This window comes from Vibrio sp. Vb1554 (assembly GCF_033344235.1).
The window spans coordinates 144,343-161,150 of sequence record NZ_JAWPOJ010000008.1 but is presented as its reverse complement, the minus strand read 5'-3'; the positions used below and the strand labels follow the sequence as shown (position 1 = coordinate 161,150).

The 16,808-nt window shown below is 44.3% G+C and carries 14 protein-coding genes; 3 read left to right on the top strand and 11 right to left on the bottom strand.

Translation table 11 applies throughout. The annotated features are described in order from the left end of the window. Positions 1-11 precede the first annotated feature (11 nt). The 4 genes from lspA to murJ all read right to left on the bottom strand — a co-directional run bounded on the left by lspA (position 12) and on the right by murJ (position 6,052). Entirely contained in the window at positions 12-518 is a 507-nt protein-coding gene (gene lspA / locus R8N28_RS09375) for a signal peptidase II (protein ID WP_005385948.1), read from the bottom strand. A 73-nt stretch (positions 519-591) separates the two neighbouring features. Next, the gene (gene ileS / locus R8N28_RS09370; RefSeq protein ID WP_017636166.1) at positions 592-3,420 is read right to left on the bottom strand and encodes an isoleucine--tRNA ligase; all 2,829 of its coding nucleotides are present in this window, start codon (positions 3,418-3,420) and stop codon (positions 592-594) included. Between the two features lie 64 nt (positions 3,421-3,484). Then, entirely contained in the window at positions 3,485-4,420 is a 936-nt protein-coding gene (gene ribF, locus R8N28_RS09365; protein ID WP_017636167.1) for a bifunctional riboflavin kinase/FAD synthetase, read from the bottom strand. A gap of 69 nt (positions 4,421-4,489) precedes the next feature. Next, positions 4,490-6,052, bottom strand: a complete 1,563-nt coding sequence (gene murJ / locus R8N28_RS09360) for a murein biosynthesis integral membrane protein MurJ (protein ID WP_005385957.1) — start codon at positions 6,050-6,052, stop codon at positions 4,490-4,492. Between the two features lie 305 nt (positions 6,053-6,357). On the opposite strand from murJ, the gene rpsT reads away from it, so the two are divergent. Further along, a complete protein-coding gene (gene rpsT, locus R8N28_RS09355; protein ID WP_005381938.1) occupies positions 6,358-6,618 on the top strand; it encodes a 30S ribosomal protein S20 in 261 nt (86 codons plus the stop codon). A gap of 304 nt (positions 6,619-6,922) precedes the next feature. Here rpsT and R8N28_RS09350 read toward each other — a convergent pair whose 3' ends face one another. Next, on the bottom strand, positions 6,923-7,231 hold the full coding sequence (locus tag R8N28_RS09350; RefSeq protein ID WP_262635414.1) for an ArsR/SmtB family transcription factor: 309 nt from the start codon (positions 7,229-7,231) through the stop codon (positions 6,923-6,925). Positions 7,232-7,519: 288 nt separating this feature from the next. Beyond that, positions 7,520-8,410, bottom strand: a complete 891-nt coding sequence (gene nhaR / locus R8N28_RS09345; protein ID WP_005381942.1) for a transcriptional activator NhaR — start codon at positions 8,408-8,410, stop codon at positions 7,520-7,522. A 386-nt stretch (positions 8,411-8,796) separates the two neighbouring features. Between nhaR and R8N28_RS09340 the strand changes: the two genes are divergently transcribed. Together R8N28_RS09340 and R8N28_RS09335 are read left to right on the top strand one after the other, a co-directional pair. Continuing rightward, on the top strand, positions 8,797-9,942 hold the full coding sequence (locus R8N28_RS09340) for a Na/Pi symporter (protein WP_025768431.1): 1,146 nt from the start codon (positions 8,797-8,799) through the stop codon (positions 9,940-9,942). 147 nt (positions 9,943-10,089) lie between these two features. Then, complete coding sequence (locus R8N28_RS09335) at positions 10,090-11,232, top strand: flavohemoglobin expression-modulating QEGLA motif protein (RefSeq protein ID WP_047102047.1); 1,143 nt, start codon at positions 10,090-10,092, stop codon at positions 11,230-11,232. A gap of 70 nt (positions 11,233-11,302) precedes the next feature. Here the strand turns inward: R8N28_RS09335 and R8N28_RS09330 are convergent, their stop codons facing one another. The 5 genes from R8N28_RS09330 to rppH all read right to left on the bottom strand — a co-directional run bounded on the left by R8N28_RS09330 (position 11,303) and on the right by rppH (position 16,641). Then, positions 11,303-12,154 carry a thymidylate synthase gene (locus R8N28_RS09330; protein WP_005381947.1) on the bottom strand — a complete coding sequence of 284 codons (852 nt, stop codon included), beginning with the start codon at positions 12,152-12,154 and terminating at the stop codon, positions 11,303-11,305. Positions 12,155-12,163: 9 nt separating this feature from the next. Continuing rightward, positions 12,164-12,985, bottom strand: a complete 822-nt coding sequence (lgt, locus tag R8N28_RS09325; RefSeq protein ID WP_005381948.1) for a prolipoprotein diacylglyceryl transferase — start codon at positions 12,983-12,985, stop codon at positions 12,164-12,166. 87 nt (positions 12,986-13,072) lie between these two features. Continuing rightward, on the bottom strand, positions 13,073-13,864 hold the full coding sequence (locus R8N28_RS09320; protein WP_005385965.1) for a sulfite exporter TauE/SafE family protein: 792 nt from the start codon (positions 13,862-13,864) through the stop codon (positions 13,073-13,075). A 6-nt stretch (positions 13,865-13,870) separates the two neighbouring features. Continuing rightward, a complete protein-coding gene (gene ptsP, locus R8N28_RS09315) occupies positions 13,871-16,117 on the bottom strand; it encodes a phosphoenolpyruvate--protein phosphotransferase (RefSeq protein WP_262635413.1) in 2,247 nt (748 codons plus the stop codon). 2 nt (positions 16,118-16,119) lie between these two features. After that, positions 16,120-16,641: an RNA pyrophosphohydrolase gene (gene rppH / locus R8N28_RS09310; RefSeq protein WP_005381953.1), complete on the bottom strand. Its 522-nt coding sequence runs from the start codon at positions 16,639-16,641 to the stop codon at positions 16,120-16,122. Positions 16,642-16,808 lie beyond the last annotated feature (167 nt).

Here is a 16,808-nt window from a genome sequence, read left to right as displayed (position 1 = left end):
ACCGCAAAAGATTACTTGTCAGCGTCTTTTTTACGGAAGCCATCCAGAATAATCATTGCCGCACCAATACAGATCGCCATGTCAGCAAGGTTGAATGCTGGCCAGTGGTAGTTACCCCAGAAGAAGTCTAGGTAATCAACAACAAAGCCATGAACGACGCGGTCAAACACGTTGCCCACTGCACCACCAATAATCAGTGCATAAGCAATGTTGTTCCATTTTTCTTTTGCTGGAAGCTTACTCATCCAGTAGGTCAAAAGACCCGTAACAACAAACGCGATACCTGTAAATAACCAGCGCTGCCAACCAGCTTGATCGCTCAAGAAGCTGAAAGCGGCACCGTAGTTATGAACGTAAAGTAGGTTGAAGAATGGCAACACCTCAATTCGGTTTGCCCATCCGTAGCCCATGTTGTCCATCACCACCAATTTGATGCCAATATCTGCAATAAATACCAGAATTGCTAACCACAGCCAGCGAACTCCAGATTGCTTTAACGTCAGTGCTTTTTCACTCATTACTTTACCTACAAACAGCCCCAGTAAATACTGGGGCTGTTAATTTTAAAAAAAGTTCAGTCGTTCTAGGCAATTACGCGAATTTACGTACTTCACCTTCGCCGTCTACGTTAGACACACAACGACCACAGATCTTCTCGTGACCTTCAATTGTGCCTACGTCTGGCGTGTGGTGCCAACAACGGTCACACTTCTCGCCTTCAGCTGCTGCTACTTCTACAAACAAGCCTTCGATATCTGTGGCTTGTGCTGCATCCGTCTTCTCACCTAGAGGCTTAACTTTCGCCGCAGAGGTTAGTAGAACAAAGCGCAGTTCATCTTCAAGTTTGTTGATCTTCGCCGCTAGTGCGTCATCAGCAAATAGAGTCACTTCAGCTTGTAGTGCACCACCAATGGTTTTCTCTTTACGCGCATCTTCTAGAAGTTTGTTTACCGCACCACGAACCGCTTGGATCTCAGACCAGAATTCGTTGTTCAGCTCTTCACCTTCAGCAAGACCGAATAGACCGTCGAACCACTCACCAGTGAATACGAACTTGTCGCGTTGACCTGGCATTTCGTTCCAGATTTCATCTGCAGTGAACGACATGATTGGCGCCATCCAACGAACTAGCGCTTCTACGATGTAGTAAAGTGCAGTCTGACAGCTACGTTGAGCGTTGCCGCCACGTTTTGCTGTGTACTGACGGTCTTTAATTACGTCTAAGTAGAAAGAGCCCATTTCGATTGAACAGAATTGCATTAGACGCTGAGTTACACCGTGTGTGTTGTACTCTTCGTATGCTTTAACAATCTCTTCTTGTGCTGCTAGTGCACGACCAACCGCCCAGCGATCTAGCGCAACCATCTCTTCAACAGGAACGATGTCTGTTTCAGGGTTGAAGCCGCTTAGGTTAGCAAGGAAGAAACGCGCTGTGTTACGGATACGACGGTACGCATCTGCGCTGCGTTTTAGGATTTCATCAGAAACCGCAACTTCACCAGTGTAGTCTGTAGAAGCAACCCATAGACGAAGAATGTCAGCACCTAGCTTGTTGGTTACGTCTTTTGGCGCAACCACGTTACCGATAGATTTAGACATCTTACGACCCTGACCGTCAACCACGAAACCGTGTGTCAGTACTTGTTTGTAAGGTGCTTCGTCTTTCATCGCAATAGATGAAATTAAAGAAGATTGGAACCAACCGCGGTGTTGGTCAGAACCTTCTAGGTATAGGTCTGCACTGTTGCCGTTGTACTCTTCACGAGCATCAACAACAGAGAAGTGAGTGACACCTGAATCGAACCATACGTCTAGCGTATCTAGCACTTTTTCGTATTGGTCAACGTCAGCACCTAGTAGTTCAGCGGCATCTACATCCCACCATGCTTGGATGCCTTTCTCTTCAACCAGCTTAGCGACTTTCTCGATCAGCTCTAGCGTGTTTGGATGAAGTTCTGCTGTTTCTTTATGAACAAACAGAGCAATTGGCACACCCCAAGTACGTTGACGAGAGATACACCACTCAGGGCGACCTTCGATCATACCTTCGATGCGGCTTTGACCCCACTCAGGCATCCACTCTACATTCTTGATTGACTCTAATGCTTTAGCACGTAGGCCAGCTTGGTCCATAGAAACGAACCATTGAGGTGTAGCACGGAAGATGATTGGGGTCTTATGACGCCAACAGTGTGGGTAGCTGTGCTCGTAAGCGTGGTGGTGTAGTAGTGCACCTTTTTCTTTTAGTACTTCTACTACTGCATCGTTCGCTTTAAATACGTGCTGACCAGCAAATAGCTCTGTATCTGGTAGGTAAACACCGTTTGAGCCAACTGGGTTTGCTACTTCTAGGTTGTACTTGTTACCAACCGCGAAGTCTTCTTGACCGTGACCAGGAGCAGTGTGAACAACACCAGTACCTGAATCAGTCGTAACGTGATCACCAAGGATCGCCGGTACAGTGAAATCGTAGAATGGGTGTTGGAATTGAGAAAGCTCTAGGTCCGCACCTTTAGCAAAGCCAAGGTTGTGGAAGTGCTCGATACCCGCACGATCCATTACGTCTTTCGCTAGCTCAGCAGCAACGATGATACGCTCAGCGTTGTCGCCTTCTGTTTGGATAAGCACGTACTCTAGATCATCACGTAGACATACTGCGCGGTTTGCAGGCAGTGTCCAAGGTGTTGTTGTCCAGATAACGATAGATACGTCACCGTGACCTTCATGACCTTCTGTCAGTTCAAATTTAGATAGCAGTGCCGCTTCGTCAGCCGCTTTAAAACGAACGTCGATAGATGGCGATACTTTATCTTTGTATTCTACTTCCGCTTCAGCAAGAGCAGAACCACAGTCTGTACACCAGTGAACAGGTTTGAAACCTTTTAGAAGGTGACCATTGCTTGCAATCTTACCAAGAGCACGAATAATGTTCGCTTCAGTTGCGAAATCCATAGTGCGGTATGGCTTGTCCCACTCACCCATGATGCCAAGACGTTTGAAGCTCTCTTTCTGACCTTCAACCTGACCTGCTGCGTATTCACGACATTTCTCGCGGAATTCCGCTGCTGTCACTTTTTGGCCTGGCTTACCTACTTTCTTCTCTACCATTAATTCGATTGGTAGACCGTGGCAGTCCCAGCCTGGGATGTAAGGTGCGTCAAAACCTGAAAGTGTTTTGGATTTAATAATAATGTCTTTAAGAATCTTGTTTAGTGCGTGACCAATATGAATGTCACCATTTGCGTAAGGAGGGCCATCGTGCAATACGAATGACTTTTTGCCTTTCTTAGCTTTACGGATTTCACCGTAAAGATCTTCTTTGTACCAACGCTTAAGCATTTCTGGCTCACGATTGGCCAGGTTGCCGCGCATTGGAAACCCTGTTTCAGGTAAGTTCAGGGTATCTTTATACTCACTCATCGATTCTTAATTCCGTTATATTGGGCGAAAATTAGACATTATGTTGAACGGTGGAATAAACCGCTCAACGCTTAAGCTGACGCAGCCACACCCTTGCTGCTTCAGCATCCAATTCAATTTGTTGTTTAAGTGCTTCAAACGACTCAAACTTTTGCTCATCTCGAAGTTTATGCAAAAGTTCCACTTCTAGTTGCTTGCCATATAAATTGGCATGAAAGTCGAATAAGTGCACTTCTAACTGTTGGCGAACACCATTGACGGTTGGTCTTTGACCAATATTAGCAACACCACCAACTGGCTTATTTCCTAAGCCAAGCGCTTGAACAACATAGACTCCGGAAACCGGAGAAACACAGCGTTTCAAAGGAATATTTGCAGTAGGGAACCCAATGGTTCGACCTAGCTTTCTTCCATGAGAAACACGACCGCTGATGCTGTAGTTTCTTCCCAGCATCTGTTGCGCGGAATGCAAATCGTCACGCGCCAGCGCTTGACGGATAGCCGTACTGCTGACACGTAATTGTTGTAAACAAAAGCTCTGGGTACTTACGACATCAAAGCCGTATTTTTCCCCTGCTTCCTGCAGCATTGCAAAGTTACCTGTACGGCCTTTGCCAAAGCAGAAATCATCACCAACGACAAGAAACTTAACACCCAAACGCTCGACCAACAAGTCACGGATAAACTCTTCCGCGGTTAAATTTGCAAAATGGCGATTGAAATTGACACACAGTAAGCGGTCAATATCGAGCTTACTCAATTGCACGAACTTATCGCGTAATCGAGTCAACCTTGCAGGTGCCTTGTCTTTGGCAAACAACTCCATCGGCTGAGGTTCAAAGGTCATCACAACAGAAGGCAAGGATAGCCTGTCCGCTTGCTCAGACACTTGCTGCAATACTTGTTGATGGCCTTTATGGACACCATCGAAATTGCCAATAGTCAGCACACAACCATGATGTCGCGGGTTGATATTGTGAATGCCTCTAATCAGTTCCATTGGATACTGCTTTCTGCCTCTGTTTTACTTTACACTGTGTGAAACTGACGGATTATATACTAATCACCCTCAGTCTGTCCCAGCTTTTAGGTCTTTTAAACGCGCACCAGTTAAAAATAGAACCACTAGGTAAACTACGGCTCCTAAACCGATCAACATCCCTAGCACCGCGCTTCGGTGAGCAAAGCTCCAGCCGAGCCATACTGACATATCTTCCAGTTGCCATAAGATTGCCGCCACCATCGCCGCGCCAGCAATAGCTAAACGTATAATAAAGAAGACGGTTCGCTTAGTGATTTGGTATACCTCTGCGATGTGCAGGCCACGATACAGCAGTGCCATATTCACAAATGCCGATAGTGCCGTCGCGATAGCCAAGCCAACGTAGCCATAGAAGTACGCAAAAATTGCATTAAATACCATGTTGGTCACCATCGCAATGATGCCGTATTTCACTGGCGTTTTAGTGTCTTGACGCGAGTAATAACCCGGAGCGAGCACTTTAATCAGCATAAAGTTCAACAAACCTGAAGCGTAAGCAAAGAGTGACAATGATGCTTGATGTACGTCTTGTGGCGAAAACTCACCTCGCATGAATAACACCATCAACATAGGTTTTGCCAGTACCATCAAACCAAGCATTGCAGGAAGGCCAAGTAAGATCACCATGCGCACCCCCCAGTCCATGGTTTGTGCGAATCCTTCATTTTGTGCGTCAACATGTTTGCGTGATAATGCTGGTAAAATCACCGTTGCAATAGCAATACCAAACAGACCTAACGGGAATTCCAACAAGCGATCTGAATAGTACAACCAACTGATCGAACCGGTTTGCAGAAAGCTGGCAATAAAAGTATCAAACAACAAGTTGATTTGGCTTACCGACACACCGAACAAAGCAGGAATCATTAAGGTTCGGATCTTCACCACGCCCGGATCGCGCCAGCCCCATTTCGGCTTAACCATAACCCCCGCTTTAATAAGGAAAGGGATTTGAAATAAGAACTGAACCAAACCACCAAGGAAAACACCGATGGCAAGACCAATCTCTGGCTGTGGCATCTGCGGCGAGATAAACCATGCTGCCAAAATGATCATCACATTGAGGAAGACAGGAGTAAACGAAGAAACCGCAAACTTACCTAGTGTATTGAGAATGGCTCCCGATAGGGCAACAAAAGTGATGAACCATAAATAAGGAAAGGTAATCTTGAGCATCACGCTAGCAAGTTCGAACTTCTCAGCCGCGGGACCACCATGCATCCAGTCTAGGAACCAACCAAAACCAAACAGTGCAGTCACCACTCCGGAACCTAGAACACCTAAGATGGTAACAATTGAGACTATCACCCCTAATGTACCCGCCGCACGAGCAATGAGCTCCCGAGTTTTATCCATGTCGCCTTGAGCATGGCTTTCCGTTAAAACAGGTACAAACGCTTGGGAAAAAGCACCTTCAGCAAACAAACGTCGTAAAAAATTAGGAATTTTATTGGCGAAGAAAAAGACGTCTGCGCTTGCTCCTGCCCCCATTAAATTTGCCACTACAACATCACGAACTAGGCCAAGAACGCGGGAAATAAATGTCATAGCACTGACGATCATGCCAGACTTGAGTAGTCGTTTACTCACTGTAACCTCGGAATATCACCATAAGACAGCTAACCCTATACTGTTTCTCTGACAGGTGCTGTAAATAGACGTCAAAAATCTATCCGCGGGTTGTAAGGAATAAGTGTGCCTTTCGCGGATAATTATTAGCATTGGTATAAAAATGCTGTTAGAATCCCCGCCATCTTAACCGCGATAACCTCTCTTACCAAAATTTGTTTTGGCTTAGATCGGTTTTTGCACAAATCATTTGACATTTAAGCGCAAATGAGGGATATTCCTCGCCCTTAAATTGTCACAGAACTAAGTTTTTGGGAGTTAGACCCTTGGCAAATAGTAAATCTGCTAAGAAGCGCGCTATCCAAGCTGAGAAACGTCGTCAGCACAATGCTAGTCGTCGCTCAATGATGCGTACTTACATGAAGAAAACTGTTGCTGCTATCGAAGCAGGCGACAAAGAAGCTGCAACTGCTGCATTCGCTGTAGTTACACCTATCCTAGACCGCATGGCAACTAAAGGCCTTATTCACAAGAATAAAGCAGCTCGCCATAAGTCTCGTTTCGCTGCACAAATCAAAGCTCTTTAATAGAGTCCTGATTTTACAGTGAAGAAAAAACCGACCTTGTGTCGGTTTTTTTATATCTACAAAGTTTTCTTAATAAAAAAAGCTGGCAATGCCAGCTTTTCTTTTTCTGAATGTCCCATTTAAAGACATCAGCTTATTCATTACCCATATAACGCTCAAACTAGAAAGCACTAATAAAACACTTGAGAACAAAGCAAATTGGTCGATGAGTAGTACCCTATCATCAAAAGTTTAACGCCACTCTCAAATATTCCAACAAGTTAGATTCACACTCTAAGATGAGCAGTATATTAGGACTATTTAATTAATGTTGAGCACTCTCAGCACAATAAAGACTATGCAGTGTTTTTATTAACGCTTTCACTTCATCACTCTTTAATGTGTAGTACACCGTCTGTGCTTCTTTCCTTGTCGTGACTAACTCATCACGGCGAAGCCAAGCAAGATGCTGAGATAATGCCGACTGGCTTAGCGCTAACTTTGCACACAGCTCTCCCACGGACAGCTCTTGGTTATGCAGCATACAAAGGATTTGTAGGCGTCTCTCGTTTGCCATCGCTTTGAGCAACACGACGGCTTTTGCGGAGTTCTGCTCCATTTCTTGTAGATTCATGTGTTGGACCTCTAGCTACAACTTACTTATTCCAACCCTGGCCAGCTTGTTGTGTTGCACTGATTTATATATCTAAGAAAATCAAGATACACTTCCAGAGTCTTCATTATTAGAACCTCTAATTTAGTTGTTAGTGATACACCAATATTATCCACCAAGGATTTTAATTGGTGCGCCATCAATAATTAATAGTTTTGCTCACTAAAACAAGTATCTTGCTTACTTAGATATTATTTAGAATTATATTTTTATTGATAGTAATCTATTTATTTACGCAACGATACGGGTTTACTCAAACATTTGACTGAAATCAGCATCACAAACATTTTTTACCGCGGGGTGTTGGATCATTCGTTCCGCAAAAATCACGTAGTACTCTTCTTTTAGCCCATCGACATGGCCAATTAGCTGTAAATTTCGGTCGTCTTCAATCTCCGACATGTATACGGTCGGTGCCAAGAAAATCACATCATCGTGGTACCGAGCAAAAGCTTTCATCAACGCAACATCATCAAACTCCCCTAGCACATTGGGTTGAAGGCCTTGACGATCAAACCATTGAATAACTTTACGCCCCATAGCCGTTCGGCTCGCGGGAATCAGAAGTTTTTTTTGTTCCAAGATCTCAGGGAATCGCACATTTTCAATTTCAGAAGAAGCAAAAAAGCTCATGCTACTTTCACCCAACTTTTTGCTATAAAGGCCAGGACTTTGAGTAGAATCAACGGGACAATCCGAAAGGATCATATCTAGCTTGTGCTGAGAAAGGCGTTCAAGTAGCAGTTCGTGGGTCGATTCATAACAGCGTAAATGAATACTGTTATCTTCCGGGACGGTCGTCATCAGTACTTTACTGACCAAGCGTTTAGATAATGCATCGGCTACACCAACTTCAAATAGAATGTTCGAGTGCTGGCTGTAATTGACGATATCTAACATCTCATAGCTCAAACCGAACATCCGGTCGGCGTACTTAAACACAAGCTGACCTAACTCAGTGGGCTCAACTGTACGACCATTGCGCTTGGTTAACTTTCCTTTCATGCGCTCTTCAAGCGCTTTAATCTGTCCTGTCACGGTTTGCGGTGTCAGGAAGAGCGCGTCAGCCGCCTTAGTTACAGAGCCCTGTTTGCACACCATCCAGAAATAATAGAGATGGTTGTAGTTTAGATGTGACATGATCGAGTCCCGAAAAGAAAGTGATACTTTTTATACCAAATGTGACAGAGACAAACAATAAACTCGACAAAACCATACAATACCTTACAAAAGCATAAGTTTTACCGAAAGTATAAAGTCAATACTGTCATAAAAGTTGAACTGAGGCGCATTTTCTCTACAAAAAAAACGCAAAAACCAAACAAAACGAAACCAAAATTTAACCACTAAAATCAACAAGTTAAAAATTAATTTTCTTCTTCTTTTACGCCATTATCAAAAAGAACAATAAAAATCTCTCACAGCAAGAAATCTGTAATATTACTGAAATATTTGTTCTCTAACATCGCCCGCAGATTCAACTACAGACCGAAAAATGAACTGAAAGGTCAACGGAGAAAATTATGATGAACCAAGCTACTTCAACAGTGGCACCAATTTCGAGCACAGCTCGTTGGTTACGCTGGGCTAACTTGGCATTCATGTTATATCTGCTTCTTCTAGCAGTATCTATGGTTGGTAGTGGCTTTAAATGGGCAACTGGCGATCAAGCTAAGGTGCTATTTGAATTTGCCGCACACCCAGTTGCAGGTCTAATGATCGGCTTGGTGGCAACAGCCTTAATTCAGTCTTCAAGTACTGTAACGTCTATTATTGTAGGCTTGGTTGCAGGTGGCTTACCTGTAGAAACCGCTATCCCTATGGTGATGGGTGCTAACATTGGTACCACAGTGACCAATACGCTTGTATCTCTTGGCCACGTGCGCTGTAAAGAAGAGTTCAAACGTGCATTTGCAAGTGCAACCATTCACGACTTCTTCAACTTGCTTGCTGTCGCTATTTTCCTTCCGTTGGAAATGATGTTCGGCATTTTAGAGAAAGTTTCTCACTGGCTTGTTTCTCCACTGCTTGCTACTGGTGATATGAGCATTAAAGGCTTCAACTTTATTAAACCAATTACAAAGCCAGTCGTAGGCGCAATTAAAGAGCCACTTTCTACCTTCGGTGATACTGTTGGCGGCGTCATGCTTATTGCTTTGGGTATTGCGACTATCTTCGTTGCAATCACAGTGATGGGTAAATTAATGAAGAGCCTAATGGTTGGTCGCGCACGTGAAATTTTGAAAAACGCCATCGGTCGTGGTCCTATTCACGGCATCGTATCAGGCTCAATCGTGACCGTTCTAGTACAATCTTCCTCAACCACGACAAGTTTAATGGTTCCGTTGGTTGGTACTGGCGTGTTGAAAGTACGAGATATCTACCCTTTCACTCTGGGTGCTAACATTGGTACTTGTATTACGGCACTACTAGCAGCGACAGCGGTATCTGGAGAGTTCGCAGTATTCGCACTTCAAATCGCTCTAGTCCACTTAGTATTTAACATCATGGCGACGCTGTTTATCTTTGGAATTCCATTCCTACGTGAGATTCCGGTTAAAGGCGCTGAGATGATTTCTGAAATGGCTATTAAGAATAAAGCTGTTGTTGGTGGCTACCTAATGTCAGTATTCGTTATTCTACCAGGTGCGATTCTAGCCCTAACAACGTAACAACAACGACATACCATCGCTTATTGTTTAGGCTCCACATCGTGGAGCCTTTTTTATGATAATTAAACTGTTCAAATCGATTGTCCGGTGATAATTTGAGCCACATCAGCATGCTTATGCTGAGCTATCTCATTTGGAGTCGACAACATGACGCAGCTTAATGACGCTATTTCTGATCAGCTACTCGCAATAGACGAAAACCTAACCCAACTGGTTGCTGATATTGATATCCTCAGTAGCGTGAATCCTCTTAATTATGCTCAAGAAAGAGAACGTTTCATTAAAAACAAATATTCTCAAGAGCCTAATTTTCAATATTCAATTACTAACGTAGATACCCACAGCGCAAAGCGACGCCTATATGAGCTACCTCTAGAAAACATTCAAGACACCCAACTGCAGAGGCTATACGCGGATGTAATTCAGTCTTATGCAGATAAACTGGATCAAGTGAATACCATCGGCACGCAAGAGTTTCTTTATAACTCCTTACGCTATTATGGGGAACCGAGCGCCAAAGATATTGCCAACGCCCATTTCATATTGCACCTTCCTACAGAAGAAGAAAAAGAACCTCAGCACGATAGCCGTGCAATAGCACGTTTCATGCAAAATTTTGCTCAACGCAATGGGTATGAATGTGAAATACAGGTGTTGGACGGGATGTTAGCAAACGCACTAGTTTCAGGGTCTCGAGTCAAAATTAACCACGCGGCGTACATCACCACTGATGAGCTGGAGGCTCTTGCACATCATGAAATGGGAGTACATCTCCTGACTACGCTTAACGGTCGTCAACAACCGCTAAAAGTCCTGAGCTTAGGTTGTCCTGCCAATACCAACACTCAAGAAGGGCTGGCTATATTATGTGAGTATCTGTCAGGACATTTCAGTATCAAGCGCCTAAGAACCTTAGCCTTACGAGTTCTGGCAGTAGAGTCGATGATCAAGGATCGCGATTTCCGCCATACGTTCATGCTATTAAAAGAACAGTATAAAGCTTCTGATCTTCAAGCATTTACAACGACTGCCCGAGTCTATCGAGGTGGAGGTTTAACGAAGGATTACTTGTATCTTAGAGGATTCCGAGAGGTGCTCAATGCCTATGATAGATTGGGCGATGACTTTTCACTATTGTTGTGCGGGAAAACAGAGCTGAAGTACTTTGAGCTTATCCGTTCATTAGTGAGTAAAGAAATATTCACTCAACCTAAGTTTATTAGCCCGGCACTGTCCAAACCGATGCAGACCAACCCAATTCACCGTTATATTGTCAGTGCACTAAAATAATACCTTCTAAGTACAAAAAAGAAAAAAGCTCCATTCGGAGCTTTTTCTATATCTTGAAGAACGATACTCGTTACACTGAGAATGGGTAACGAATAGGATCGTGATGCTCGTACCCTTCAACCCAAAAGTCATCCAGTGTGACCCATGTTTCCAAATCTTCTAGAGATTTAATCTCTGGGTTGATATGGAACGTCGGCGCTTTTAATGGCTCACGCTTCAACTGAACATCGCGCATCAGTTCAAGCTGGTCTTCATAAATGTGAGCATTCACAATCTTATGAAATGCCTGACCAGGTTTCTTGCCCGTAATTTGCGCCATAATCGCCAAGAACACGTAAACTTGAACCATATTGAAGTTTAAGCCAAGCGGTACATCACACGAACGCTGAGTACTATTCAGGTAAAGCGTATCATCCAGCAATGAAAAATGGTGACTGTACATACAAGGACGCAAGCACCCCATGTGGAACTCACCCGGGTTGTAGAAGTTCAAGATTTCACCGCGGTCATCAACACCACGCGTTAAGTCATCCACTATCTTACGTAGCTGGTCAACATGACCACCATCAGGTTTCGCCCAGGCGCGCCCTTGAACCCCATAGACACGGCCCATGTCGTCTTCACCTTTACGGTATGGGTTATTCAACCAGGCATCATTTAGGTTGGCATTGGCATCCCAGGTTTTCGTGCCCAGCTTACGAAAATCTTCCGCATTATCGTAACCACGAATATACCCTAATAGCTCTGCAACGGCCGCTTTCCAAAAACTTTTACGTGTGGTGACCAACGGAAATTGATTGTTCGCAACATCGTAGGTTAAATCCGCGTTGATTACGGTCAGGCAGCGCTTGCCTGTACGCTCATTTTCAACCCAAACACCTTGGTCAACGATGCGTTGACACAAATCTAAATACTGTTTCACACCAATACCTTACTTCGTCTTTTGTGGTAATTCGTCTTTGTAATGACCACGTTTGTATGCCCAAACCATCATGAGGACACCGATAACCACCATTGGCAGGGATAAAATCTGTCCCATGGAAATAAAGCCACCGAATAAACCCAAATGAGCGTCTGGTTCGCGCACGTACTCAACTAAGAAGCGGAATGTACCATATCCAGCTAAAAATAGCCCTGAAACAGAACCTAGAGGACGAGGTTTCTTGATGAACCAATTCAAGATGAAGAAAAGTACGATACCTTCAAGCGCCATTTCATAAAGCTGTGATGGATGACGTGGCAGTGGACCGCCATTTGGGAAAACGATCGCCCAAGGCACATCCGTTACTCGGCCCCACAACTCGCTGTTCATGAAGTTACCTAAACGCCCCATACCCAAACCAAATGGCACAAGCGGCGCGATAAAGTCAGCAACACCGAAGAAAGTTCGCCCGTTTTTGTGTGCATACCAGAACATCGCAGTAATCACACCCAGTAAGCCCCCGTGGAAAGACATACCACCGGTCCACACTTTAAATAGATACAAAGGGTCAGCCAGGAAGAGCTCAAAATTGTAGAAAAGCACGTAGCCTACACGGCCACCAATCACCACGCCAAGGAAGCCTGCGAACAACAAATCAGAAACCTGCTCTCGTGTCCAACCACTTCCAGGCTTATCCGCACGTCGGTTCGCTAACCATAGAGCAAACATAAAGCCCACAAGGTACATCAAACCGTACCAACGAACCGAAACAGGACCAATAGAGATTAAAACCGGATCAATATTGGGAAATTCAATATATCCCTGAGACATAAATCATTCTCTTCTTATCACAACAAAATAAATATACCCAAGTAACCTCTAGATGCTTGGTTCAGCGAGAATGACTTGGGTACAAACTTAGAGCAGCATGGTCGCTGCAACAAACATTAAGAACACCGCGAATATCTTTTTTAATACCGCAGTTGGAAGGTTAGTTGCGAGCTTCGCACCCACTTTTGTTGTGAGCATCGAGGCCATAGCAATCGCTAATAAAGCGGGAAGATAAACATAGCCAATACTGTATGAAGGTAAGCCTTCCACTTTATAGCCATGTAAGATGAAGCCGATCATACCAGAAATAGCAATCACGCAACCACAAACGGAGGATGAGCCCACCGCTTTACGCATCTCTATCCCATGTTTATTTAAAAATGGTACCGACAGTGAGCCACCACCAATACCAGCAAGGCTTGATACGACACCAATTCCCGTGCCGTAAACTACAGTCACAGGGCTGCTCGGCATAGGTTTACTGCTCGTAACTTTAATGGAACGAAACATTTGTACTGACAGGCAAAGAACAATGACACCAAACACTTTCGGCAAATAGTGTGTAGGGATCCACTCAGCAATATTGGCACCAACAAAGCCACCAATGACCACACCAGGCATCAACCATTTTACGACAAACATATCGACATTGCCGAGCTTAAGGTGATTCATCGCCGATGAGCCAGACGTGACAATAATACTCGCTAACGAAGTGGCTAAGGCCATGTGCATACTCATTTCTGGAGAGATCCCAGCAAGAGGAAGCAAATACAACAAGGCAGGAACAACAATCAAACCACCACCGATACCGAGTAACCCCGCCATCACACCCACAAAAGCGCCTAGCGCCAACAATAACAAAAATAAAGAGACGGTCACGATTTCCTACTTTTTACCTGCACGGATAAAGCCCGCAAAGCCCTGTTGAATGAAGAAGTCATGCATCATTTGATGAATGTCCTCCCCATAGGACTTTGTCATTGCTTGCTCCGCTAATTTTTCTAATTCTTCTTGTTGGCTATGACGAATCAAATATTTCACCTTAGCCACATTGGAGGTGTTCATACTCAAACTGGTATACCCTAACCCAAGTAAGAGAAGAGCGCCAAATGGATCACCCGCTAGCTCACCACAAATACACACGGGCACCTGATATTTATCACACACCTCATGGATTTGCTTAAGCGCTAACAGTACCGCAGGATGCATAGATTCATAGACATCCGCTACGCGCGAATTGTTCCTATCTACCGCTAATAAATACTGAGTTAAATCGTTTGTCCCGACAGAAACAAAATCAACACGGTGAGCGATCGTTGGCAACAGATACACCATCGATGGTACTTCAATCATGACCCCAATTTGTGGGAATTGAATTCTATCATCAAGCAAAACGGCTTCGCTGTGAGCTTGATTAATCAAGCTAATGGCATCGTCTAGCTCTTTTACCCCTGACACCATTGGCAATAAGATACTTAAGTTTCCGCTTTCTGCACTCGCTCTTAACATTGCACGCAGCTGGATCAAGAAAATGTCTGGATGATCCAATGTAAAACGAATGCCACGCCAGCCTAGAAACGGATTATCTTCTTCGATGGGCAAATACGGCAAAGGTTTGTCACCACCAATATCCAAAGTACGCATCACTACTCGTTGATTCGGATAGCTGTTAAGTATTGCTTGGTATTGATGATACTGTTCATCTTCCGAAGGAAAGTGATGCTGAAGTAAAAATGCAATCTCAGTTCGGTACAACCCAACACCATCAACACCTGTGTTGATGGCAATATTACTGTCTGCACTGAGTCCCGCATTCAGCATAATTTCGATATGGTGATTATCTTGCGTAACCGCAGGGAGTGCGAGGTCCTTGTTTACCATGGCAAACAGTTCAGACTCTTCGCTTACTAAGCTGCGATACTCTCGCAACAACTGGCGGTTTGGCTCTAAGAAGATCTCACCCGTATAGCCGTCGACTATCCCGCGTTTGCCATTCACCACATCCGGATTAATGTTGGCGCCCATGACTGCAGGGACCCCAAGAGCTCGAGATAAAATGGCAGCGTGAGAGTTTGCGCCTCCCTCTAATGATACGACGGCTAACAAAAACTCTTTAGGTACAGAAGCGAGCAAGGTGGCAGTGAGTTCGTTCGCCACCAAAATAATGGGACGATCAATTGCAGAATTTTCTTGCTCACTGTTGTGCAGAAAATAGAGCAGCCTTTGCCCTAACTCTCGGATATCTTGCGCTCTTTCACGCATGTATACATCCGACATTCTTGCAAATCGATTCGAGTATGACTCTACAACTTGGCGTAACGCCCAGTCTGCCCTGTCTCCTTTTTCAATCTGCTTCTTCAAATCACCGCGAAGCATCGGATCATTCAGTAAGTGAGTAAACAGATCGAAGATCGCCAGCGCATCTTTGTTGATTTCACTGTCCAGTTTTTTCCGCATGCGGCGAAAGTCATTTAACGCTCGCTCTATGGCCACCAGTAGTGTCTCGTGCTCGCGTTCCTTATCTAACGTGGACGAAGGGAAAATATCCGATAAACTCGGCTGGGTATTGTCGAACCAAAACTCTCCAATCGCGACACCAGTAGACGCAGGCAAACCTTTTAATACCGTGGGTTTAGATGCTAACTGCCAATGCCCAAGATTCTGCGCATGTGCAATGAGCACCGCTAACTGAGCGGATAAGGTAACAAGAAACGATTCTTCCATTTCACTAAACAAGCGCGGCGTTTTTTGTTGGATCACCAACACACCTAAAACTTGTTTACGATGAATGATTGGAGTAGCTAAAAAAGAGTGGTAAATCTGTTCGCCGAGTTGAGGAAAGAATTTGAACTCGGGGTGTTTTGAGGCTTCGGCAAGGTTAAGGGGTTCAGCGCTTCGTTTTACCAACCCAACCAAGCCTTCATTGAAGTTGATATGAATACTATCACCTTCAAAAATAAGGCCTTGAGTTGCCATTAACTCAAGGCGCTGCATTTCTTCATTAGCAAGATAGATAGTACAGCACTCAGTACTAAGGGCAGCACAAGTCTCTTTCACCAATATATCGAGTGCCAGATGCACATCATCGACCCTGGAGACTTTCTCAACTATTTCCCTTAGCTGACTGAGCATGATTATCCTCTACGTTGCTTTTTTCTTTTCCCTTTCGCTTTTCTCTCTCGAAAAGGCATGGCTAAGGATGCAAATTCTTTCATCGCTCGTCGATAAACATCTCGCTTGAAAGAAACAACTTGCCTAACTGGATACCAGTAACTTACCCAGCGCCAACCATCAAATTCAGGGGATTTTCCGCGTTGCATATTAATGCGAGACTCATCGCATTCTAATCTCAGCAGAAACCATTTCTGTTTTTGGCCGATACAAACAGGCTTGGAGTCCCAACGCACCAATCGCTTTGGTAGCTTATATCTTAACCAATGACGACTTGTTGCAATGATCTTAACGTCTTTTTTCGTTAAACCGACTTCTTCGTATAACTCCCTGAACATGGCTTGTTCAGGGGTTTCACCTTCGTCAATCCCACCTTGTGGAAATTGCCATGAGTGTTGCCCGTATCGTTTAGCCCAGAAGACCTGACCATGGTTATTACATATCACAATACCAACATTAAGTCGGTAACCATCGCCATCTATCACTGGCTAACCTCTATGAATAAATTTTTTATTACCGTGATTTTTCCACATATCCCCATTACTAGCAAACTTACTGATGTGATATGAGCAAGATTTATTACCTTTTCAGCATTTTTGGATATCTTTTAATCAAACCATACCTTATCAACACAAGAGTGAGACATTGCCCA